Here is a 24,209-nt window from a genome sequence, read left to right on the forward strand (position 1 = left end):
GGGGTACAACCTCGTCTTGTTATTGGATATGACCACCGAGTAACAAAGCGCTGACCGGTAAGCCATTGCTTCTGAGAAACCGGGCCTGCTTCGTGAGCAAACCCGTCTTGCAGGACAACACCTGCAAGATCAGCGGGGCGTGCAGTATAAAAAGCTTCGCAAAGGGTTTTTCACTCTATAAACCCCAACATTCAGGCAGAACTCTCGGGAAAAGCCCGGTTTGCGGAGGGGCATTACCTGGCATCTGTAGGATTATTCACCAGCTGAAGCGCCGCCGAGTATTGCACAGCATTGGTGCATCGTCATGCCCCTGCCTGGGGCTAATTTACTGCTCGACGTGTCTGGCTCAAGCATTCCAGACCTGAATGCCTCAATGTGATGAGAACCGCTGCCTGTGAAGGGGGGGATTTATGTGGTGAGGGGATTTATCCCCGTTCGGCTGCGCAGCAGTCGTAAAATCTGCGGATGCGGTGTGGCTGAAATCGCAGGGGAGCGCTTCGCACTCCAACGGGGATAAATCCCCTCACCACAACAGCTCCCTCATCCCAGAGGTTCTGCCAATCACTTTGGTGAGTCCTGCAAAAGAATCAGAAATTTCGCTCAACAGTCTCAGCGTCGATACAGATCACTGCCTACTAGCCTGAAAACCTCACTTAACTTTCATGCACGGAAGCAATGGATTGCCTACTCAACCAAACTCTCATCGCCTGCGCTTGGGTCGTTACTCCGAAACCGGTCGCGCCTATCTCATCACCGCAGTCATCCATGATCGCCGACCCGTTTTTTCTGACTGGAAATTAGGCCGCCTGCTTGTCGCAGAAATGCGACGGGCACACGACTCCAGGTTAGTGAATTCAATCGCCTGGGTGGTTATGCCCGATCACTTTCATTGGCTGATGCAATTGCAAGAAGGCAACTTGGGGAATGTCATTGGTGCTACCAAAGCAAGATGCGCCCAGGCAGTAAACCAAACGACCGGCCGAAATAGCTCTTTGTCGCAAATCGGCTATCACGACCGGACTATTCGTGATGGCGAAGAGCTTCTGCCGTTTGCTCGTTACATCGTTGCCAACCCTTTGAGAGCAGGGCTCGTAGACAAAATTGGCGATTACCCCCTCTGGGATGCATGCTGGTTGTAACGGCACTACCGAACGCCCTGTGGTGAAGGGACTATGTGGCGAGGGGATTTATCCCCGTTCGGTTGCGCAGCAGCCGTAAACCTGTCGATGCGGAGTTACTGAAAGGACACAGGGGAGCGCTTCGCACTCCAACGGGGATAAATCCCCTCGCCACATAAATTCCTCACCAATCCTCTCATCGCATAAATCCCCCCCAAAAGCTCCTTTCCACAAGCACTTGACGGTGAGAATTCGAAATTTGTGTATCCACAATTTTTTCACCATCGCCAACCACCGACTAAGCTTCAGACAAGTCCGATCAATCTGCGTGAATGGATCAATCGACTATGGGCGCTTTATGGCAAACCGATTCGAGTAAAACTGTGGTTCCGACTGAACGTGTGGATGAAGCGCCTTTACCTGAAAAACCCCCTCGCAGTCGAGTGACGCACGGATGGGGGGCGTTCTGGTTGTTGCTGGTGATTATCCTGATTGTCCTGGGGCTTGCCGCTGCCAAGGAAATGCGCACCTCGAAGTTTCAATCCCGCGAGGCCAGCAAATTCGCCGCCTCCCTGAGTTATGAAATGAAACCCGGTCCCAGCGACGCGATTCGCTATCCGGGCGCAGGCCCGTTCGACTTACGTCTGGGTTACAGCTCGCTGGACGAGTTTCTGCCGCGGTTGCTCAAGCGTGACTACGTCATTGCGTCACAAACCCGTTTTTCCCAAAAGCTGATGGACTACACCGACAACGGCTTTTTCGTGCCCTACGCGGAGAAAATACAGGCTGGCCTGTCAATTACCGATTGCCGTGCGGCACCGCTGTACCAGTACAAATACCCACAACAGTTGTATTCAAGCTTTGAGTCGATTCCGCCTGTGGTAGTCAGCAGCCTGTTGTTTATCGAGAACCGCTTTTTGCTCGACCCCAAGCAACCCTTGGCCAACCCCGCCGTGGACTGGCCGCGGTTCGGCATGGCGATCTGGTCCCAGGTTGCCAAGCTGATTCACCTGCCGGGCCAGTCGGCGGGCGGCAGTACGCTGGCGACGCAACTTGAAAAGTATCGGCACTCGCCCGATGGCCTGACGGCGTCGGGCCCGGAAAAGATCCGGCAGATGATTTCCGCCACCGTGCGGGCTTATCAGGCGGGCCCGGAAACCTTGCAGGCCCGGCAAAACGTGGTTCGCGACTACCTCAACAGCGTGCCGCTGTCGGCAGTACCGGGCCACGGTGAAGTGCATGGCATGGCCGAAGGGTTGCGCGTCTGGTACGGCGCCGACTTCAACAAGGCCAACGAACGGCTGGCCAGCACCGACACGGACCCCAAGAGCATGGCCGAAAAAGGCCTGGCCCTGCGTGAAATGCTCTCGCTGATGATCGCCCAGCGCCGCCCGTCTTACTACCTGACCAAGGGTCACGATGAACTGGCGGATCTCACCGACAGCCACATTCGCCTGCTGGCAGCCAATGGCGTGATCGATGCGCCCTTCGCCGCAGCCGCCCTGGCCAGCCAGGTGACCTACCGCGACTGGCAGACCCAGCCGACCATTCAGCCAATTGAAACCAACAAAGGCATCAGCGTGGCGCGCAGCCGTCTGGGCGGGTTGCTCAACCGTCCGCTGTACGACCTCGACCGCCTCGACCTGTCGGCCACCAGCACCCTGCAAGGCGATTTGCAGACCCAGGCCACCGAATACCTCAAGCATCTGGCCGACCCAGTGTTTGCGACACAAATCGGCCTGATGGGCGAACGCTTGCTCACCCCCACCAGCACCACCCAGGTGCGCTACAGCTTTACGTTGTTCGAGCTGACACCGGACGGCGCACGCGTGCGGGTACAGACCGACAGCACCGACCAGCCGTTCGACATCAATGAAGGCAGCAAGCTGGAACTGGGCTCGACCGCGAAAATGCGCGTGCTCACCACCTACCTGCAAATCATGGCCGAGCTGCACGATAAATACGCCACGATGACCATCCCGGAACTGAAGAAAGTCGACATCCCGGATCAGGATCGCCTGAGCCGCTGGGCCGTTGATTACCTGATCCAGAACAAGGACCGCAATCTGTCAGCCATGCTCGGCGCCGCGCTGGATCGTAAATACTCGGCCAGCCCCGGCGAAGCTTTTTTCACCGGCGGCGGGTTGCACACCTTCGTCAACTTCCGCAAGGAAGACAACGGCCGCATTCCGACCTTGCGCGATGCGTTGCGTGAGTCGATCAACCTGCCCTTCATTCGACTGATGCGTGACGTGGTGCGCTACACCACGTATTCAGGCCCCAACAACAGCGCCGAATTGCTCAAGGATGATCGCGACCCACGGCGTCAGGAATACCTGGCCAGTTTCGCCGACCGCGAAGGCACCTCGTTCCTGTTGAAGTTCTGGAAAAAATACAAAAACAAGGACACCCAGGCGCGGCTCGACACCTTCCTCGACAGCATGCGCCCAACGCCGATTCGCATGGCGGCCGTGCACCGTTATCTGCTGCCGCAGGCCAGTCAGGAAAGCTTCAATGCCTTCGTGCGTGCGCACCTCAAAGGCGCCAAGCTCACCGAAAAACTCACCGACGAACGCCTGCAACGGCTCTACGAGAATTACAGCCCCGGCGCCTACGACCTGCCGGATCAGGGCTTCATCGCCAAGGTTCACCCGCTGGACCTGTGGCTCATGGGCTACCTGCTGAACAACCCGGATGCCAAGTGGAGCCAGATCGTCAAAGCCAGCCAGTTCGAGCGTCAGGAGGTCTACAGCTGGCTATTCAAGAGTCGTCACAAGGGCGCCCGCGACAGCCGTATCCGCACCATGCTGGAGATCGAAGCCTTCCTCGACATTCATCAGCGCTGGCAGAAAGTCGGTTACCCGTTCGACCACCTGGTGCCGTCGCTGGCCACCGCCATCGGCAGCTCCGGCGACCGTCCGGCAGCCTTGGGCGAGTTGATCGGCACCATCCTCAACGACGGTGTGCGCATGCCCACATTGCGCATCGACACCCTGCATTTCGCGGCCAATACGCCATACGAAACCAAACTGATCAACGATCCGGACGCTGGTAAACGGGTGATGCCGTCTGAAGTCGCCACGGCCATGCGCGAGGCCTTGTCGCAAGTGGTGGATGCCGGTACGGCCAAACGTGTTTCCGGCAGTTTCATCACGCCCGATGGCGAACCCTTGGCCATGGGCGGCAAGACCGGAACCGGCGATAACCGCATCGAAGCCATCGGGTCCGGTGGGCGGATCCTGAGTTCGAAGTCGATCAACCGCACGGCGACCTTTGTGTTCTTCATCGGCGACAACCACTTCGGCACCTTGACTGCGTTTGTACCGGGGCGCACGGCCGAAGCCTTTAAATTCACCTCGGCATTGCCGGTGCAAGTGCTTAAAGGCATGGCGCCGATTCTGACACCGTACCTGCAACCGGGAGGTCACACCGGATGCCTGCCGGTTGAGGTCGCACGGCGCTGATCGCGGGTGGTAATTAATTATTTTCGGCATGGATAATTCAAATGCTTTCGGCACTGTCCACAGGAACCTGACAGCAATAATTCAGACTTTTACTTTGAGCGATGAAAGATAGGCTGTTGTCTTCTATCACTGCTCAAGGCTTATAAAAACAATGTCAGATTTACAAGGACGTAAAGCTGTTCACCCGTCGGTGACAGACGACAATAAGGGCCGTCACTACGATTTCATCAACCGTCGAATTCACCCAACGTTCAAGGACGCCTCATTGCGAAGGGCGCGGGAGTTGGGCCTCACGGAAGTAATGTCCGGACAATGGTTAAAGACGGCTAACACATACGATCACACGCTGTTACAAGAAGCCAACCTCGAACTCTGGTCCGCTCAGAACAAGGTGGATCGGTTTATTGAAGCGTTACAAAACGTTGATGACTTTGCCGAACCCTTACTCACCGAGGCATTGAAGAAACAGTACGGCGTCGATGTCGATGTAAGAACAACTTGTTTACATCTTTATTTACCCAAAGAGCGCCCCTGGTATGCCATCGACATTTCCGGCGGCGTCGTCACCCGAACCGTCTCACTGCTGAACGCCGCCCTACACAACTTCGCACGGACCGAAACCTGTGAGGCAGATTCCGACTTCATCAGTCAGCCCGATGAGCGCGGTCACTTCGACGTTTTGCCGGTCAAACGCAAAATGTCCATCGCCGAGTTCCAGACCCTGTGTCGCAAGCTGGACATCGGCGCGCGTTATGCCCGTTATCTTGAAGACCGCTTGCTGCCTCGCGATGCCGTCGCGAAGCGTTTTTTGCAACTCAAAATCATCGAGAGCGAGAAAGCGGCCTTCAAGGCAGCCGTTCAATTAGCGCTGATGACCGGCGACATTGATGCCCAGGCGAGCGATCTGATTCTGAAGATGCTCGATGGTCAGCGCAACCTCACTCGCAAAGGCCGGGTGATGCATTTCGCTGAATTGTCCGTTCTGGATAGCCGACTGGCCGGGATCGTGTTGATTACGCCGCAGCTGTATCGCGAGCACAAGGGCGAGCGAGAGCGTGAAGCCGTACCGATATTCGCGTATGTCCCGCAAGACCCTGAACATCCGCTGAAAGAGTATCCGTCCACTGTTGCCTTCATGAATGAACTGACTCGCCAGCTGCGTGACAACCAGGTCATCTCGTCCGCTGGCATGACTTATCGCCAATACTTCAGCCGGTTCGTCGATCAGTCAGAACGAGGGCATTTTTTCGGCGGGCTGCAACAGCGACTGTTCGAGGTGAAATGGCATCAGAAAGATCCGCTGGATCCAGGACCCAGCTGGCGAGAAGTCCCGGTCGACCCACCCAGTCTTCGTTTCAGCGCCACACCGATCCGCGGCGAATTCTGGGAATACCGCTTTGAGCAGAAGCTGAACAAGATCCTCAATGACGCCCGACACATTGCCGTGTCCACCGCCGACACCGATCGCGATGCCCGATGGGCCTGGTGGGAGAACTTCAAGAAAATAGTCTCGGACATCTTCAACGTCGCCCTGATGGTCATCACACCGTTCGTGCCGGGGTTGGGGGAATTGATGATGGCCTACACCGCCTATCAGATCGCCAGCGATGTCATCGAAGGCATCGTCGACATGACGTTGGGGCTGTGGACAGAAGCCGCTGAGCATATCGTCGGCGTGGTGACGGATGCTATTCAATTGGCGGCGTTTGCTGCCGGCGTGAAGATTGGCGAGATCGCTCGCTTGAAACTTTCACCGTTGTTCGAAGGCATGAAACCGGTGGAGCTGCCCAATGGCCAGCAACGCTTGTGGCATCCCGACCTCAAGCCCTACGAGCACCCGAACGTCGAGTTGCCAGCCGATTCCAGGCCTGACGAATCGGGTTTGCATACTCATGAAGGTCAGCAGATTCTGCCGCTGGAGAAAAAACATTACGCCGTGCAAAAAGACCCGAAAACGGGCAACTATCGTGTCAAACACCCCCATCGTGGCGAGGCCTATTTACCCGAGGTGAAACACAACGGTTTCGGCGCCTGGACACATGAAGCGGAAAGCCCGCGAGACTGGGACCACCCGACACTGATGCGGCGTCTCGGTTACCGCGTCGACGGTTTCAATGATGCGCAGCTGGAGCAAATTCGCATTGCCAGCGGCACCGAAGCGGCTGCATTACGCCAAATGTACGTCGAAAACACCGCCCCGCCCCCGTTGCTTGCCGACGGCCTTGATCGCGCAGACATTCAGCAGCAAACCGAGCAGACGATTCATGACATCCGCTCCGGACGGCCTATCGATCCCGCTTCTTACTGGTTCGAACCGCTGGCGACTTACCTTGAAGGCTGGCCCTCGGAAAAAGCCCTGAGAGTCTACGAAAACGCCGACCTGAGGGGCCGCTTTCGCACCTACGGAAATGCCTGGGCGAGCGACGAACAGACGCTCGCCACCAGTCTGTCCCGTCTCATGCAGGGTGACCTGCCAAAGCAGCTCACCGAGTTTCTGAGCGAAGACGAACTTCAAGCGCTGCTCGGCCCGGGTGTCGCCCGGGAAGAACAGCTTCAGGCGCTGCGCAATCAATTGGCTGACGAGGCAGACCGCCTCAGACCCGATATCTTCAATCAGCGCTATCAAGCCGCACAAGCGAGCGCCAACCCGCAGGTTCAACAGCTGCGCGAGGTGGCTCCAGCGTTGCCGACCCGCGCGGCAACCGTACTGCTCAACAGTGCCAACGGCGCTGAGCTCGAACGCATGACACAGGACAAACGCCTGCCGCTGAACCTGAAAAACCAGGCACGTGAAGCGGCCTTCGAAACCCGGGCCAACCATGCCTATGAAGGTTTCACCGATGATGCGCGCTGGATACCAGAGACCGAGCGATTGGTGCTGAACGCGCTCAGGATTCACACCGACGCGTTCGGCGATTTGCGTATCGACGTTCGTCAGGGCACCGACATCGGGCCCTTGCGGTGCAGCGTGGGAGCAGAAGACGCTTCGGTCATCCGGGTTTTGATCAAGGATGACGGGGCACGGTACGAAGTGTGGGACGCCGACAACCACAAATTGCACGAAGCCGACGACTTCTACGAATCGGTGCTCAACGCGCTGCCGGCCGGCAAACGCCTGCAACTGGGATATCGCCCCGGCCAGGGAGCCTCGTTCAGGCAATGGGTGCTGGTCAAAACCGAAGCCCCCGCCGAGCGCCGGATCGCGTTGGCGCAGCCACCGATTCGCCCGATCGGCGACCCGGACACCCTGCTGCTGTTGCGTGGCCCGGGCTTTTCCATACAAAGGGCTACCCTGGCGGAACGGGTGCAGGGAACTTACCCACATTTGAACGAGCGCGAGGTCAGCACGTTTGTTCGATCGCTAGGCGAAGAAACTCAGGCGCGCAAGACCCTCGATCGGCTTGACCGCGAACTCTATGAACTTCAAGTGAAGCTCAATAAATGGCGGAATCAGCAACCGGATGCCTGGGGTCCGGACAGAGAAGGGTTCGCGAGAGGTGGCGGGCTACATATCAGCGAGCGACTCATCGAGTGCTTTCAAAGAAAGTCGAGGGCCTTTGGTGATCGCAGTGAGACGCTGGAAGGCGGGTATGTGCTGGACCTGTCGATGGAATTCAACACGATTGACCTTGAGTTGTGGTGGAGCAAACTGCCGGATCTGAAGTACTACCTCGACCAGGTCAGCACGCTAAATCTGGACCGTACTGCCTTTTCCACAACCTCCACGGGGCTGCTGGAAGACTTCACCGGACTTCGGCAACTGAGCGCCAAGGGCTGTGAGCTGAAGGAACTGCCGGTAACGATTGGCAAAATGCATTTTCTTCGCACGCTGCGCTTGATGAACAACCAGCTCCGCTTGACCCGGTCGGCCGTCGAGCAATTGCGGCATTTGACCCATATGGAAACGCTCAGGCTCGATGACAACCCGCAGTTGGGTCTGCTGCCGAACGTCGAACGCATGCCGAAACTGAAGATTCTGAGTTTGAGCAACACCGGCGCAACCGCCTGGCCTGAAGGCCTGTTCGCAAGGCGCCGCCCGCGCGGGTTTTATCTGGACCTGATGCAAAACCCGTTACGCGACATCCCCTTGGTCGTTCCCGGTTCGGAGGCCGCGCGCCTCGTGGCCCGTACGCGACTGTTTCCGACAGACCTTTCGGACGCCAATCTGATTGTTTACAAAGACTACCGAAGATCAGTGGGCATCAGCCCTGATCGCCCTTATTCGGCCGTTGCGGAGCATGCGATCAATCAGTGGCCCATGTCCGACGATTCCCAATGGTGGAGCGACAAGGCCGCCGGCGTGGGCATCTTCAGGGTAGAAGCCTGGCACGACCTGGTGACAGAACCACACTCCCGAGGGTTCTTCAGCTTGATCCAGAAGCAGACAGAGTCTGCCGACTACCGCGCCGGTGGCGATCGACGCAAGCAGCTGAGTGATCGCGTATGGCGAATGATCGAGGCCATCGACCTGGACACGGCACTGCGCAAAGAGTTGTTTGAAATGGCAACCGCACCGACCACGTGCGCTGACGCCGGTGCTCAGGTCTTCAACAACATGGGCATCAAAGTCTTGGTCAGCGAGGCGTATGCCCAGTCGACTTCGGCCGCGATCCTGGAAAGCAGATTGGTGGCCCTGGCAAAAGGCGCCGCGCGTCTCGAACGGGTGGATGACATCGCCCGGGCGGATTTCGCCAGCCGAAAAGGTCATCCCGATGAAGTCGAAGTGTTCCTCGCTTACGAGACCGGCCTAGCCCAGCGACTCGGTTTACCCTGGCAATCAGAGACCATGCTCTATCGACCCATTGCCGGCGTGAGTGCCAAAACACTCGATACAGCCTTCGATACCGTGATGTCGATGGAAGCCGGTGACGGTTTGATCAATCACATGATCGAGCAGTCGTTCTGGGAAAAATACCTGCATGACACGTATCCCGCGGAGTTCAGGCGCAATGCCCGGACGTATGAAATCAGAACCGATCAATTGGATGAATTGCGCGAGGCCCAGCGTTCCTGGGCGAACGCCAAAGGACGGGTGATTGCGCAAAGACAGGCGATCAAGAAGCGACTGCTGGACCTTGCCAATCAACTGAACGTCCAGGTAAACCGTGTGCTCACCGATGAAGAAATGACCGACGAGGTCTACGGCGGATTGCTGAACGACATCGGCTACGAGGAAAAACAACTGAGCAGACGGTTGACCCGACAGGCGCTGCTCAACGCCGGGTAACCGCCAGTGCCCTGAAGGCAAACAAACGCCTTCAGGGCATGCTACGCGCTACGCGCTTATCCGATTTCCGAATCCCAAACCACGGTGAAGTTCCCGGAATATTTGGAGGCCTCGCCCGGCTTCAACATGTAGTTCACGTAATAAGGTGCAATCTCGAAATGCAGGATGCCCGGCGCACGATCCAGGTAAAAACTGGGTTTGAATTCTTGTGCATTCACGTGCCCGACATGCAACGGACGACGCTTGACCGGTTGCCCGTTGGTATCCGTCAAGCCGTTCGGCAAGCTGACGCTGAGTTGCACCACCGCCGCGCGTTGCGAAACGGGGTCGCGAATCATGCAATCGAACAATCCCGGAATGTCACACTCCAGATGCATCTTGAAGCGGGTCGATGACGAGATGTTGAACGTCTGATCACGAAACAACCGGGTCGGTTTGCGCCCTTGGGTCAGCCAGGCTTGCCAGCCACCCGGCGGGGCCAGTTCCACACGATCGCCACCGGGAGGGATTTCCACTTTCAAGGTGTGCTCGACATTCAAAGCGAAGTTGAGCGTGATCAGGTTATCGTCCGGCAACATCACATCACCCATGTCGAAGTCGCCACCGGGCCCGACGCGATAGCTCATGGTCCCCGTATAAAGCCCGGATGACATTTTCAACGGGTTCGGCGTACGAAGCTCGTAAGCAAAATCTACATAGTTGTAAGTCATTGCCGGTATTGGATATCGGGTCGATTTGACACAAACGCCTTCAACAGGCGTTTTCCAGAAAAAGGTATAGCTCCAGGGGTCGTAGGAGCCGACACCACTGTATTCGCAGGGGGGCGGTGAGTAGACCCAACTTGAGCCCCATAAGGTCTGATGCCCTTCGAGCCAGTTCGAGGCACCTGTCAGGCTGATGGTCGTCTCACTGAGCTTATATTGAGACCCCATACCGGCAATGCGTACCTCGACCTGCTCCAACTCCCCCGTAGCTTCATTCTTCACGGACAGGGACCGCCATTGAGCCGGGACTCTGAACATTGAATTATTACGTGGCTCGGCATCAGGCAGCATGGGCCTGACTGACTCGAATTTCAGTGGTAGCCGAATGCTGAACATGTTCTGGTTCTTGCACTCGGAAGGATACGACGCGCAATAACCACTGCTTGGCGTTTGGTTGATGAATTTGTTGTCTGCAGGCTTCGATGGATCAGGCCGAAATAGCGCCGTAATGTCCATTGACGTCGACATCGCCGGCTCAATGCTCCATCCGAACGCCACAATGGCCCAAGCCAACCGACTCGGAATTTTTTCAGTGCTCAGGATGTTCATCGCCTCTCTCAAGCCCCCGGAAGAATCGCATTGAAGATCATGTTGACGCTGCCAAAGTAACTGCCAGGCTTGTAAACCCCATCGGTAGGCGGCATCGGGATGATTTCCAGCAACACGCGTTTTCCGGGTGCTGCCTCGGTCAGCGAAACCACTTCGCTGTTTTCGTGCTCGCTTAACAGCTTGCCGTTGAACAGCACTCGCAAGGCAATGTCATGGGCGTCGGTGCCGTTGGACAGATAGGGACGACCATCAAGCCGCGCCTCGATCGAGCCCGCTTCGTTTTTCACGTCGAAATATTTGCGCAAGCCACCCAATGTCGACGACCTCAGATTCCACGGCAGTTGCTGCTCACGGTGGATCCAGCCAGCGTCTGATGGAATGACATAAAACGCCTGGGTCGGAATCGTCACGAACACTTCGAAGGTGTGCACTTCCCTGGCGGCGAAGGCACCAGCGCTCGACCCCATCACCACGGCCGACAAAAAAACCTGGATCAGCTTCTTGCTCATGGGTTATCCCTTCACGTCCAGTTTTTTGCTGCTTTCACCTTCAATCAGGGTAAAGCGATATTCGCGACCGGCCTGCTTGTCGAACTGAAACGTGCGGCCGGCCAGAATGTGATGCTTGGTCGTCGGTTGGCAGTCCTGCTCGTTCTTGACCGAGCAATCCTTGAACTCGTCGATCACCACCACGGTGTTGCCGTTGTTGCGGATCCGGTAGTTGCCCGCCTCGTTCTCGATTGCGCTGTCGAAACGCGTTTCTTTGGGCCGCACGAAAAACACCGCGCCGTAACCTGCCAGCACGGTGACCCCGGCGGACAAGGACTTTTTGTAGTCTTCGCGCTCTTCGCTGGAGACGGCGAATTCGTCTTCCTTCTCCGGTACGACCGGCACGAAACGCACCCTGAAATACCGCTCTCTGTCGCGTTCGCCCATGTACAGCAACCGTGTGCCCTGCATGCCATTGGCCGGCACAATCAGCCGCGCCGGACTGGCCATCAAGCCATCCCGGGCATTGCCGTCGGCCTGGGTCTTGAGCGGAACTTCGCGCGAGGTGCCATCGGAGTCATACAGGATTTCAAGGATGTTGACCTTGACGAAGGCCGTGCTGTCGCCGCCATTGAACACGCGTTTCAAGTAAGTACTCTTGTCGCTATCCAGGTAGTCGTAAACAGTCCCGATATTGATGCTCGGTGCGGCGTGAGCCATTTGCGTGAAAAGATAAAAACCAAACAGTGCCAACAGGTGTTTCATCGTACTGAACCTCGTTGAATTGAATGCTGAAAAGGGCGGCCTGCTAGATGTCTGAATCCCAGATCACCGTCACATTCCCGGAGTACTGCCGTTGGCGCTCGGGCCGTATCATTTCCGCGACTTCGTCGGGAGGAATCTCGAAGTGCAGCGTTCCCGGTCTTCGCTCTACATAAAAAGCCGGTTGAAATAACTCGGTGCCGCTACCGTCACGCAGCAGGGGGCGCCGTTCGACAGCGAAGCCATTGGCGTCGCTCAAACCGCGAGGCAGACTGACGCTGACGTTCAGCGGCACGACATGGCCGGACACCGGCTCGCGTAACGAACAGGTCTTGCCGTCCTGGGTGAATTCACACTCCAGTTTCATCTTGAACCGCGAACTGGCTGAGAGATTGAACGTCTGGTCGCGGGACAGGCGCGTGGGTTTGCGTCCCTGCGCCAACCAGGCTTGCCAGCCGCCTTGTGGCAGCAGCTCTATTCGATTGCCACCTGGGGGAATCTCGACTTTGAGGGTGTGTTCGACGGTCAGGGTGAAGTCGAGCTGAATAATGGCGTCCTGGGGGGCGACGACATCGCCCAGATCGAAGTCGCCGCCAGGGCCGATCGAATAAGCCTGCGTGCCCAGGTAGACGCCCGAGGACATCTTCAGCGGATCCGGCGTGCGCAGTTCGTAGGTAAAGTCCAGAGACTCATAACCGAACCCGGGAATGAGGAATTTGGCCTGCTTGCCACACACCGCTTCTGCAGGGGTCAGCCAGAAGAATTGGAAACCAGTGTGACCGTAATAGGTTGTGGAGCCTATGGCCACGCACGGCCCAGGCGCTGTTCGCCAGTCGCGTCCCCACAATGCCGTATGCGCCCTGACATACTCCGTTTCCCCTGTCAGCTCCATCACGGAATCGCTGAGCCTGTAAACACCGCCCATCCCGGCAATGCGCACCTCGACCGTAGCGGGTTCACCGGTCTCGCGGTTCAACACCGTCAACGCTCGCCAGGCCGCTGGCGTCTTGATCATCGCGCCTTTTCGTACGTCCTCGTGGTTAGGCTGGATAGCGCCTTGGATTCCAACATTCACGTGAGAGCGCAAACTGAATATGCCGTAAGCATTGCAGATGGCGGGTTGATCCCAACAAAACCCTTGATTGCGCGTCGTGTTCTTGAACTCGTTTTTCTGCGGGTTGCTCGGGTCAGGGTTGAAAGTCGCGGTGATCTGTTTGACCACCGCTCCCGCCTTCAACGGCGTAGCAACCAGGCAGGCAGCGATGAAAATCGTTCTTGCCGTTCGCCATGACGCAGTCAATAAGCTCTTCATTTTGCAGACTCCAGAGATTGATCAACCCACATCAGCCGGCGCTCTGCGCGGCATCGCCAACGTCTGCCAGCGTGTCTGGGCTGCAACGCAAATCCCCGATCATCAACACATTGTTTTCAGTACGCCCCTCGCTCGGGTCCAGCCGGAACTGGCACAGCAACTGGTCGCCGTAGCGCACTTCCAGGGTCGGTGCGCCGGCGTTCATTTCCATGGAGAAGAACCCGTCCACCTCGCTCACCCCGCGACTGGCGTGGTTGATGATGTGATGGCCTTTGAGCGGATTGCCCTGGGGGTCGATCAGGCGGCCGAGTACGGTGAGGGTTCGCATCACGCGAATCTGGCGGTAGCCCACGCCGCCCTTGTTCAGGTGGTAGCTGGAACGGGCAGGCTGAATGGTTGCGGCGGGGACGTCGGTGCCCTCGAAATCGAAACTCACCGAGCTGCTTTTGTACGCCGTGATCGGCACAAAATTGCGCCCGGGTTTGAGCACCGCGCTGCCGCCGCTCAAGTCGTCGGCACGCAAGGCGATACCGTCGATGTCTGATTCGACATCGATGATCATGCCCGCACCGTTGCGGTGGAATTGACTGGTCATGACCATTTTTTGCCCGCCGACGGCCACCGTGCTGTCCAGGTTCAAACCGCCAGTGAGGTCGTTGTTGAACGACGAACGCTGGATAAATCCGTCACCGCTGACCCGGTCCGATTGCATCGTCGCCATCGCGTTCAGACCGATGCCGTAGGTGTCGGTGATCGCCGTGGCCGAGACGCTCTGCAGCAGGTGATCCTGTAAGGTTTTGCGGTAGGTGAGCGAGGCATTGTTATCGCGCCCGCCGTCGCGATCGGTGCGGGTGCCGATGCTGCCGGATAGCTGCTCTCCCGGGCCGCCCAGCGCGATGTTCACGCTCAGGTCGAGGCCGCGATTGCGATCATTGCCCGAGCTGAAACTGCCCGGACGGTCGAATAGCGACAGGCGCCAGTTGGCGTCGCTGCCAAATAGCTGAGTGCGTTGCGTCCACCCTAGATCCAGGCCGACGCCTTCGGTGTTGCCCTCGCTGTGGGACACCCGGGCATTGACCGAACTTTTGCTGGTAAGTCGATGATTCACCGATAAGGACGAGTTGCTGGTCTGGCCGATAAATACGTTGCGCTGCCGCACGCGCGTGCCGTCGGGCAGGGTGTCGTAGAGCCGGGTGGTGTCGAGCCAGCTGCGGTTATGGCTGGCGACGAGGCTGCCGCTGCCGTAGGAATAAAGGCCCTGCACATCGAGGCCGGTGCCGTAGTCCTGGGTCTTGTAGACGTTGGCATAAACGCTGGCGTTGTTGACGATGGCCCAGTCGACCGACGTGCCGTATTGCAGGGAGTCTTTCACCTGTCGACTCGACAGCCCGAGGATCACCCTTGGGTGCCACAGGAAGTTGAGCGCGGCACCGGCGGTCATGTCGCCGTCGGCCTGCTCTTCCCAGTTGCTGAGCATTTTCGATTCACGTCCGGCGAACAGGTTGTAGCGCCAGCGCTCGTCATGATTGCGCCAGTTGTTGGGCTTGTAGACCAGTTCCTGAGTGCTGGAGGTGATCTGGCCGTCTTCAATCAGCCGCACTTCTACTTCATAGATACCGCCGGGCAGTGGCCGCGTATCGAGGGTCTGCAAACCGGCCGGCATCGCCTGAGTGTTGATCAGCAAACCGTCGCGATAGATTTCCACCGAGCCTTGGCGATTGGCTGTGACGTAGATCGGGTAGACCGCCGGTTTCGGGTTGTTGATGGCCAGGCTGTCGGAGCTGCCGTACATGACGCCCAGCGCAGTGTCAGGGCTGGCGCCAAAGGAGCGTGGCTGGCGAGTGAGCCCTTCCGAGGTAGGCGTGAACAAGCCCAGGCGCAGAAAGTTGCCTTGCAGTTCGCGTTGGGTGAAAAGCTCGTGCACCGCGTGATAGGTCTGGTTGTCCATGCCGCCCAGGCGGGACAACTGCAGGTTCACCGCCTGGGTCCAGTTGCCCAGGCTGCTGCTGGCTTCCAGACCGTAACGGCCACCGAGGTCCTGGTTCTGGCCGCCATTGAGGTTCAACTGGTTGCGCACGATCAACCCGGTGCTGCCGCCTTCGGGCAAGTTGTAATAGAGCTGCACCTGATCATCGCGTTCGGCGTTTTCCGTGAGGATCGACACCAGCGAGTTTTCGAGGCTGTAGTGCACAGCCAACAGTTGTTCGGGGCAGTTGGCCTGGCAGGCGCCCAGCGCCACGCCTTGTTTAAGATGGTTGGCCCAGATGTCACGCTCGCTGGGCTTGATTGTGCTGTCGCTGACATCATTGAAGTTAACTAAGGTGATTCGATCGTCGCGGGTTAATACGACCATCGCCTCGCCGAGAAACTGTTGGTCAAGTTCCACCCGCACCGCCAATGGCACATCAAAGAAATGCTCTTCGAAGTCGGTCGGCAAACCCTTGGCTTGCGCAAGCAAACTTCGAGGTGTGTGGCCGTTTTCCGTGGGCGCGGCCAGGGCAGTTGCACAAAAACATAGGGCAAGCGCCGTCGCGATGGGCGTCATCGGGAACATGAACGGGATACTCTGCAGATAAGTGCGTTGAAACCCGATCGACAGGCAGTGATTACCCATCGACCGGTAAGTGTTAACGAATAAGGCCGAGCCTTAAGTCATGGCTGACTTAGATGCGCGGAACGGCATCGAAAATCAGGACTGGATTGGCCGTGTAAAGACCTGTCTGAGTGCTAATCGGATAGGCGGCGCTAATCACCAGATCAGCCCGCATACCCCCGTTGGATTCGGTATCGCCGACCACTTCTTGAGAAGTACCGGTCAAAGTGACTCCGTTGAATTTGTAGGTCAGAAAGATGTTGTTGTTGCCGTTGGTCAGCGGTTGCGGACCACCTTCCACGTAAGCATTGACCGAACCGAGAGTGTGGCGGATATCGTAAGTCGCACGCAGCGGCCTCAAGCCCTCGTCTACAATATCCCAGGTCATTTTTTCATCTTTACCAAAGTTAGGATCCACCGGTTGGGCGTGGAATGCAAAGGTGGGGATATTAGCGCTGATGTTGATGGACGAGCGTATTTCATCCGCAGCGAACGCCACCGAAGAACTCAGGGCCAAGAGGGTCATCGGAACGGTGATTGCAAGCTTCTTGAACATTATTAAGTACCTGTCAATTTCAAGGGATTGGGCCGAGGAAAGTCTTGTAACGCGAATACCACTCAATACGAAGATGGCGATTTCGCTTAACTTTCGACGCCGGAGAATGATCGACCAATCCCTTGAGAAAGTAAGTACGTAACTTCCGAAGAACATGTAGTAACAACGGCCTCCGAACAGCAGGAAAATAGTTAAAAAAACACCAACTGAATTGTTTTACCCTCAGAGAAATACTACACACAGATTTAACTGAAAAAGCACACAGACAATAACTAATTAAACTTCCGTAAGACCGGTACTACTGATCACGATAACGAAGTAATTATCAACTGGCGAACTTCCATGATTAGTTTAATTACTCTAAAAGAGCAACCGATGCCTCATTCCCGGTCGTTGAGGGCGCCTGTCCTCCCAGCGGCGACCGAAGCGACCGCTGGTCAAGAAGGCTTGCACAAGGCTAAAGATATATCTTAAGTTGTATCTAAACACGACGAGAGAAGACGCAAAATGAGAGACCATCATTCCCATCGAGACCACAGCGACAGCCGCGACGGCTTCGAAAAACGCCCAGGCCCCGGCCGTGAACGCGGCGGACGCGGTCCCCGGGTGTTCGCCCCCGGTGACCTGAAATTGCTGTTGCTGGCACTGATCGCCGAACAGCCCTGCCACGGTTATGACCTGATCCGCCAGATCGAAAGCATGTTCGACGGCGCGTACAGCCCCAGCCCTGGTGTGATTTACCCGACACTGACCTTTCTTGAAGAAAGCGAAATGATCCTGGGCGATGCCGAGGGCGGCAAAAAACGCTACAGCATCACCGACGCCGGACGCCTGTCGTTGACCGAGCAAGCCATTGCGCTGGACGGCGTGCGGATGCGCATTGAGGTCAGCAAGCGCTCATTGCGTGGCCATGATCGTCCCGCCGAGATTCACGAAGCGGTGCATAACTTGCGTCACGCCTTGCAGATGCACCACGGCCGCTGGAGCCCGGAAGAAATCCTGCGGGTGCGCGATCTGCTCAACAACACCGCCAAAGCCATCGTCGACGGCCCGGCCGTTCAACCCGTTCAGGAGCAGCCGAATGACTGAAGTTGTGCACACCATTCACCGCGTCATGCATGAAATCAAACGCCGTCGCCTGCAAGTGCTGCGCGTGGTCGACCTGACCCCGCGGATGCGCCGGATCACCCTGGGCGGCCCGGAGCTGGCCGGTTTCGTCAGCCTGGGCACGGACGACCACGTCAAACTGCTGTTCCCGCAGAACGCAGCAGAACAAGCAGCGCTGGAAACCCTGGTGCTCGGTGCTGGCAAGGACAACGGGCCGATGCCGGCGATGCGCGACTACACGCCCCGTCGTTATGACCTCGACACGCTGGAACTGGACATCGACTTTGTGTTGCACGGTGACGGCCCTGCCGCGACATGGGCCGAGCAGGCCCAACCCGGCCAGTTCCTGCACATCGGCGGGCCACGCGGCTCGATGATCGTGCCGGACATGTTCGACAGCTACCTGCTGATCGGCGACGAAACCGCCCTGCCCGCCATCGCCCGGCGTCTCGAAGGCCTGGCGGCCAATCGGCGTGCACTGGTGATCGTGGAAGTGGAAAACGGCGCCGAGCAGCAACGCCTGGAAAGCGCCGCGCAGGTCAATGTGATCTGGGTGTTGCGTGACGGTGGCAAAGACAATCTGCTGACCACCGTGAAGCAGCTGCAAGTGCCCATCGGCAATCTATATGCGTGGGTGGCGACGGAGACCAAGGTGTCACGGCAGATTCGTCGGGTGCTGCTTGATGAGCATGGTTTGAATGAGCAATTCGTCAAAGCCGTGGGTTACTGGCGGGCGGATGGCAGCGACGAAGAGTGACTGCGGCTTTTATGCCTGCCAGTTTTCCTGTGGTTAAGAGGCTCCTGTGGTGAGGGCTTTTGTGGCGAGGGGACTTGTCCCCGTTGGAGTGCGAAGCGCTCCCCAAAATCTTCGACAACTGCCGAGATTTTGGGGCTGCTGCGCAACCCAACGGGGACAAGTCCCCTCGCCACAAAGTCCCCTCGCCACAATGGGGGTTCACTTTCGGCCCGGTCGCCACCGATCCAACCCGATTACCAACAATGAGATCACCAAAAACCCAACCAACAATCCCCCCGCATTCAAAAACACCTGTGGATAACCCAACGTACCGACATCAATGAACGGATAGGGATAAACCGCCAACTCATGCCCACGCAGCAGTGAATAGGCGAAGTACACCAGCGGATAAATTACCCACAGGCCGATATGCCGCAGGCGCAAGGTGCCTTTGGGCACGCACCACCACCAGTACGCCAGAAACAGCAGCGGCATGACGTCGTGCATCAATTCATCGGCCAGCAACTGCCAGCCTTCGGGATGCCACAAGTGGCGCAACAACAGGCTGTACGCCAGGCCGACGACCACGATGCTCACGGCAATCGCGCTGCTGACCCACGGCTGCAAGAACCAGCGTCGCGCCGCCGACTCACGGGACGTCCATTCGCAGGTCAACACGGTCGCCACCAGCGTATTGGTCAGCACAGTGAAGTAGCTGAAAAAGCTCAGCAGCCCACCGATCAAGCTCGCTTCCAGCGTCCAGCGCGAGTACAGAATCAGGTACAGCTGAATGGCCAGCCCCGCCCAACCCAGCACCGCGGCCACCGCCACAAAACGACGCCTCGCGGCAGAACCTGGTGTCGACAGGTTGGCCATGTTCAGAGCGGGCGCTTGGTGCGCATCAGCTTCACGTACAAGCGTTCGACCTTCTCCCGCGCCCACGGGGTTTTGCGCAGGAAGGTCAGGCTCGACTTGATGCTCGGGTCACTTTTAAAGCAGCGAATATCAATACGCTCGGCCAGCCCCGACCATTCGTAATGTTCAACCAGGGCGTTGAGGATTTGCTCCAGCGTCACGCCGTGCAGCGGGTTGTTGTTCTGTTCGGTCATGCCGGGCCTTCGAGCGATGTCAGGAGGGGAAGCCGCGCACCTTAGCCGAGGGGATGGCCGGGTGGAAGCGCTCTGTGCGCTCTCTGGTAAATGTAGGTGACCTTGAACAGATCGCTGCCTGGCACTGTTACCAAACAGGAAATAATTCATGTCACGAAAAGCGCTTTCTCTATTTGTAACAGGACATTATCCTTGCGCCCGTCAAGCTGAAACGCTTCATCTGCCCGCGACATAGTGCCGCTTTCCGTTCACCCACCAGAAAAAGATCAAGAATTCCTTCTCTATGCCTGATTTCCCAACTCCGCGAGACAGCGCTGTCTGCACCGCTATTGCCAGCCGAAAAGCCCTGAACCTGATCGGTGGGTTGACCGCTTTAGGCCTTGCAACCTGCACCCAGGCCGCTCCCGCCTTCGATAGCGAATCGCCCTGGATGCTCGGCGACTGGAACGGCACGCGCACCGAACTTTCGGAAAAAGGCTATGACTTCAAAGTCGATTACACCGGCGAAATGGGCAGCAATCTGCACGGCGGCTACGACCACGATCGCACCGCGCGCTACAGCGACCAGTTTGGTTTCGGCACGCATCTGGATTTGCAGAAAATCCTCGGCTGGGACGACGCCGAATTTCAGCTGACGATCACCGAGCGCAGCGGCAACAACATCAGCAACGACCGAATCAACGACCCGCGTGTGGGCGGTTTCACTTCCGCCCAGGAAGTCTGGGGCCGTGGGCAAACCTGGCGCCTGACGCAGATGTGGTATCAGCAGAAATTCTTCGACCAGAAGCTCGACATCAAGGTCGGCCGCTTTGGCGAAGGCGAGGACTTCAACAGCTTCCCGTGCGACTTCCAGAACCTGGCGTTCTGCGGTTCCCAGGTCGGCAACTGGGTTGGCGGCATCTGGTACAACTGGCCGGTCAGCCAGTGGGCGATGCGCGTCAAATATCACCTGACGCCAGAACTGTACGCGCAAGTCGGCGCGTATGAGCAGAACCCGTCGAACCTCGATCGCGGCAACGGCTTCAAGCTCAGCGGCAGCGGCACTCAGGGCGCGATTTTACCGGTGGAGCTGGTGTGGTCACCGAAGCTCAACGGCCTGCCGGGTGAATACCGCGCCGGTTACTACTACAGCAACGCCAAGGCCACCGATGCCTACAAGGACAGCAATGGTCAGCCCGCCGCCCTGAGCGGTGAGGCTTACCGCAGCGCGTCGAGCAAGCACGGCGTGTGGCTGGGCGTGCAGCAGCAAATCACTAGCCGCGCCAGCGACAACTCTCGCGGCTTGAGCGTGTTCGCCAACGGCACGATGCACGACAAGAAAACCAACGCCATCGACAACTATGTCCAGGCCGGCGTCGTCTACAAAGGCCTGTTCGATGCGCGCGCCAAGGACGACATCGGCTTTGCGCTCGCCCGCGTCCACGTCAACCCGGCCTATCGCAAGAACGCCGAAGCGACCAATCAGGCCCGCGCTGTCTATGACTACGACGATCCCTCGTTCCTGCCACCCCAGGACACCGAATACAGCGCCGAACTCTATTACGGCGTGCACGTCACGAACTGGCTGACCGTGCGCCCGAACCTGCAATACATCCGCCACCCCGGTGGCGTGGACAAGGTCGATGACGCGTTGATTGGCGGAATAAAAATCCAGTCATCCTTCTAACCCACACCACAAAACCCTGTGGGAGCTGGCTTGCCAGCGATAGCGGTATGTCAGTCAACATCTGCGCCGGCTGACACACCGCTATCGCTGGCAAGCCAGCTCCCACAGGTATCGCGTCAACCGAACCATTTTTATATGAACCATGCCCGCACAGGATCGTCATCTACAGTGAACTTGCGCGGGACTACTTAAAACGTCACGGAGAACCACACTATGAGCACTGATGGTGCTTTGAGTCGAAGCCGTCTGTTGCCGACCCTGCTCGGCATTCTGCTTCTGCTAATGGGCCTGGCCATGCTGGCCGGCGGGATCAAGCTGAGTATGCTCGGCGGCTCGCTGTATTACCTGCTGGCCGGTATCGGCCTGACGCTGACCGGCGTGCTGCTGATCCTGGCCCGCCGCGCTGCGCTGGGCCTTTATGCATTGGTGCTGTTTGCCAGTACCGTGTGGGCTTTGTGGGAAGTCGGCCTCGATTGGTGGCAACTGGTGCCGCGTCTGGCGATGCTGTTTGCGCTGGGCCTCGTCATGTTGCTGCCGTGGTTCCGCCGTCCGCTGCTGATCACCGGCCCTGCGCCGATGGGCACTGGCGCGTTGAGCGTGGCCGTGGTGCTCGCTGGCGTTACCGCGCTGGCCAGCCAGTTCACCAACCCGGGTGAAATCAAAGGCGAACTGGACCGCGACAGCGTGCCGGGCATGACCAACACCGCCCCGGCCATGCCCGACGGTGACTGGAATTCCTACGGCCGTAGCGCCCACGGTGATCGTTACTCGCCACTGGCGCAGATCACCCCGCAGAACGTGAACAAACTGGTTCCCGCCTGGACCTACCGCACAGGCGACCTGCCTGGGCCGAACGACCCGGGCGAAACCACGGCCGAAAACACCCCGCTGAAAGTCAACGGCATGCTCTACGTGTGCACGCCGCACAGCCAGGTGATCGCCCTTGATCCGGACACCGGCAAGGAAATCTGGCGTTTCGATCCGAAGCTCTCCACGCAAAACGCGGCGAACTTCAAGGGTTGGGCGCACATGACCTGCCGTGGCGTGACCTATCACGATGACGCCGCTTACGCGTCCGAGCAAAGCCCGACCGGCACCGCCAGTTCTGGGCCAGTCAGCACGGTCTGCCCGCGCCGGATCTTCCTGCCGACCGCCGACACTCGTCTGATCGCCCTCGACGCCGACACCGGCAAGATGTGCGAAGACTTCGGCAACAAAGGCCAGGTTGACCTCACCGCCAACATCGGCGGCTTCAACGCCGGCGGTTACTACTCCACCTCGCCTCCAGCCGTCACCAAAGACCTGGTGGTGATTGGCGGCCACGTCACCGACAACGTTTCCACCGACGAACCCAGCGGCGTGATCCGCGCGTTCGACGTGCACACCGGCAAACTGGTGTGGAACTGGGACAGCGGCAACCCGGACGACACCACGCCGATTGCCGAAGGCCAGGTCTACACCCGCAACTCGCCGAACATGTGGTCCATGTTCGCGGTCGACGAAAAACTCGGCATGCTCTACCTGCCGATGGGCAACCAGACCCCGGACCAGTTCGGTGGCGATCGCACCCCTGAATCGGAGCTGCATGCCGCCGGCCTGACCGCCCTCGACATCGCAACCGGCCAGGTGCGCTGGCACATGCAGTTCACCCACCATGACCTGTGGGACATGGACGTCGGTGGCCAGCCAACCCTGATGGACCTGAAAACCGCTGACGGCGTGAAGCCAGCGGTGCTCGCGTCCACCAAGCAAGGCAGCATTTATGTGCTGGATCGCAGCACCGGCAAGCCGATCGTGCCGATCAACGAAGTGCCGGTGCCACAAGGCGCTGTCGAAGGTGATCACACCTCGCCGACCCAACCGAAGTCCGACCTCAACCTGATGCCGCCGCCGCTGCAAGAGCGCGACATGTGGGGCGTGACCCCGTTCGACCAACTGATCTGCCGGATCGACTTCAAATCCATGCGCTACGACGGCCCGTTCACGCCGCCATCGCTGCAGGGTTCGATCGTTTACCCCGGCAACTTCGGCGTGTTCGACTGGGGCGGCATCTCGGTTGACCCGGTGCGTCAGATCGCTTTCATGAACCCGGACTACATGGCGTTCAAATCGAAAATGATCCCGGCCGCCGAAATCGCCGCCCAAGGCCCGCGCAAAAGCGAAACCGAAGGCGTGCAGCCGAACAAAGGCGCGCCATACGGCGTCGTCCTCGAACCCTTGCTCTCGCCTGTGGGCCTGCCATGCCAGGCACCTGCCTGGGGTTACGTGACAGCGGTCGACCTGACCACCAGCAAAATCATCTGGAAACACAAAAACGGCACCGTGCGCGACAGCTCGCCAGTTCCAATTCCGCTGAGCATGGGCGTGCCTAGCCTGGGCGGCACCTTCGTCACTGCTGGCGGCGTTGGTTTCCTGAGCGGCACCCTCGACCAGTACCTGCGCGCCTATGACGTGAAAAACGGCAAGCAGTTGTGGGAAGGTCGCCTGCCAGCAGGTGCACAAACCACACCGATGACTTACACCGGCAAGGACGGCAAGCAATACGTGCTCGTCGTGGCTGGCGGTCATGGGTCGCTGGGCACCAAGCAAGGTGACTATGTGATTGCGTACAAACTGTCGGAATAAGTTGTAGCGACAGATAAAGGAAAGGCGACTCCTGCGAAGGAGTCGCCTTTTTTGTGGCCGCCAATTTTGTCGCCACACAACCGAACAAAATGTGGGAGCGAGCCTGCTCGCGATAGCGGACTGTCAGCCAACC

Annotated in this window: 15 protein-coding genes; 7 read left to right on the plus strand and 8 right to left on the minus strand. The window is 58.2% G+C overall.

The window, feature by feature from the left end; genetic code table 11:
• Positions 1-680: 680 nt before the first annotated feature.
• The 3 genes from ACA060_RS23205 (at position 681) to ACA060_RS23215 (ending at position 9,809) form a co-directional block, all read left to right on the plus strand.
• The gene (locus tag ACA060_RS23205; protein WP_497313449.1) at positions 681-1,139 is read left to right on the plus strand and encodes an REP-associated tyrosine transposase; all 459 of its coding nucleotides are present in this window, start codon (positions 681-683) and stop codon (positions 1,137-1,139) included.
• Positions 1,140-1,465: 326 nt separating this feature from the next.
• Positions 1,466-4,582, plus strand: coding sequence for a transglycosylase domain-containing protein (locus ACA060_RS23210; protein ID WP_497313451.1), 3,117 nt, complete (start codon positions 1,466-1,468; stop codon positions 4,580-4,582).
• A gap of 301 nt (positions 4,583-4,883) precedes the next feature.
• Positions 4,884-9,809 carry an NEL-type E3 ubiquitin ligase domain-containing protein gene (locus tag ACA060_RS23215; RefSeq protein WP_497313453.1) on the plus strand — a complete coding sequence of 1,642 codons (4,926 nt, stop codon included), beginning with the start codon at positions 4,884-4,886 and terminating at the stop codon, positions 9,807-9,809.
• A 56-nt stretch (positions 9,810-9,865) separates the two neighbouring features.
• On the opposite strand, the gene ACA060_RS23220 is transcribed toward ACA060_RS23215, so the two are convergent.
• From ACA060_RS23220 to ACA060_RS23245, 6 genes are all read right to left on the minus strand, one after another.
• Entirely contained in the window at positions 9,866-11,122 is a 1,257-nt protein-coding gene (locus ACA060_RS23220; protein WP_497313455.1) for a hypothetical protein, read from the minus strand.
• A gap of 8 nt (positions 11,123-11,130) precedes the next feature.
• The gene (locus tag ACA060_RS23225; RefSeq protein ID WP_497313457.1) at positions 11,131-11,631 is read right to left on the minus strand and encodes a CS1 type fimbrial major subunit; all 501 of its coding nucleotides are present in this window, start codon (positions 11,629-11,631) and stop codon (positions 11,131-11,133) included.
• A 3-nt stretch (positions 11,632-11,634) separates the two neighbouring features.
• On the minus strand, positions 11,635-12,375 hold the full coding sequence (locus ACA060_RS23230; protein WP_497313459.1) for a molecular chaperone: 741 nt from the start codon (positions 12,373-12,375) through the stop codon (positions 11,635-11,637).
• A 43-nt stretch (positions 12,376-12,418) separates the two neighbouring features.
• Positions 12,419-13,684: a hypothetical protein gene (locus tag ACA060_RS23235; RefSeq protein WP_497313461.1), complete on the minus strand. Its 1,266-nt coding sequence runs from the start codon at positions 13,682-13,684 to the stop codon at positions 12,419-12,421.
• 31 nt (positions 13,685-13,715) lie between these two features.
• A complete protein-coding gene (locus ACA060_RS23240) occupies positions 13,716-16,238 on the minus strand; it encodes a TcfC E-set like domain-containing protein (protein ID WP_497313463.1) in 2,523 nt (840 codons plus the stop codon).
• A 109-nt stretch (positions 16,239-16,347) separates the two neighbouring features.
• Positions 16,348-16,833 carry a CS1 type fimbrial major subunit gene (locus ACA060_RS23245; protein WP_497313465.1) on the minus strand — a complete coding sequence of 162 codons (486 nt, stop codon included), beginning with the start codon at positions 16,831-16,833 and terminating at the stop codon, positions 16,348-16,350.
• Between the two features lie 507 nt (positions 16,834-17,340).
• On the opposite strand from ACA060_RS23245, the gene ACA060_RS23250 reads away from it, so the two are divergent.
• Positions 17,341-17,922, plus strand: coding sequence for a PadR family transcriptional regulator (locus ACA060_RS23250; protein WP_497313467.1), 582 nt, complete (start codon positions 17,341-17,343; stop codon positions 17,920-17,922).
• Entirely contained in the window at positions 17,915-18,697 is a 783-nt protein-coding gene (locus ACA060_RS23255) for a siderophore-interacting protein (protein WP_497313469.1), read from the plus strand. Before ACA060_RS23250 ends, ACA060_RS23255 begins: the two co-directional genes overlap by 8 nt.
• Before the next feature lie 198 nt (positions 18,698-18,895).
• Here ACA060_RS23255 and ACA060_RS23260 read toward each other — a convergent pair whose 3' ends face one another.
• Positions 18,896-19,552, minus strand: a complete 657-nt coding sequence (locus tag ACA060_RS23260; protein WP_497313471.1) for a Pr6Pr family membrane protein — start codon at positions 19,550-19,552, stop codon at positions 18,896-18,898.
• 2 nt (positions 19,553-19,554) lie between these two features.
• Positions 19,555-19,785, minus strand: a complete 231-nt coding sequence (locus ACA060_RS23265) for a VF530 family protein (RefSeq protein WP_007903672.1) — start codon at positions 19,783-19,785, stop codon at positions 19,555-19,557.
• A gap of 283 nt (positions 19,786-20,068) precedes the next feature.
• On the opposite strand from ACA060_RS23265, the gene ACA060_RS23270 reads away from it, so the two are divergent.
• Both ACA060_RS23270 and ACA060_RS23275 read left to right on the plus strand, forming a co-directional pair.
• Entirely contained in the window at positions 20,069-21,451 is a 1,383-nt protein-coding gene (locus ACA060_RS23270; RefSeq protein WP_497313473.1) for a carbohydrate porin, read from the plus strand.
• A 213-nt stretch (positions 21,452-21,664) separates the two neighbouring features.
• Positions 21,665-24,076, plus strand: a complete 2,412-nt coding sequence (locus ACA060_RS23275; protein ID WP_497313475.1) for a glucose/quinate/shikimate family membrane-bound PQQ-dependent dehydrogenase — start codon at positions 21,665-21,667, stop codon at positions 24,074-24,076.
• Positions 24,077-24,209: the final 133 nt, after the last annotated feature.

This window comes from Pseudomonas sp. LBUM1671, assembly GCF_059695685.1.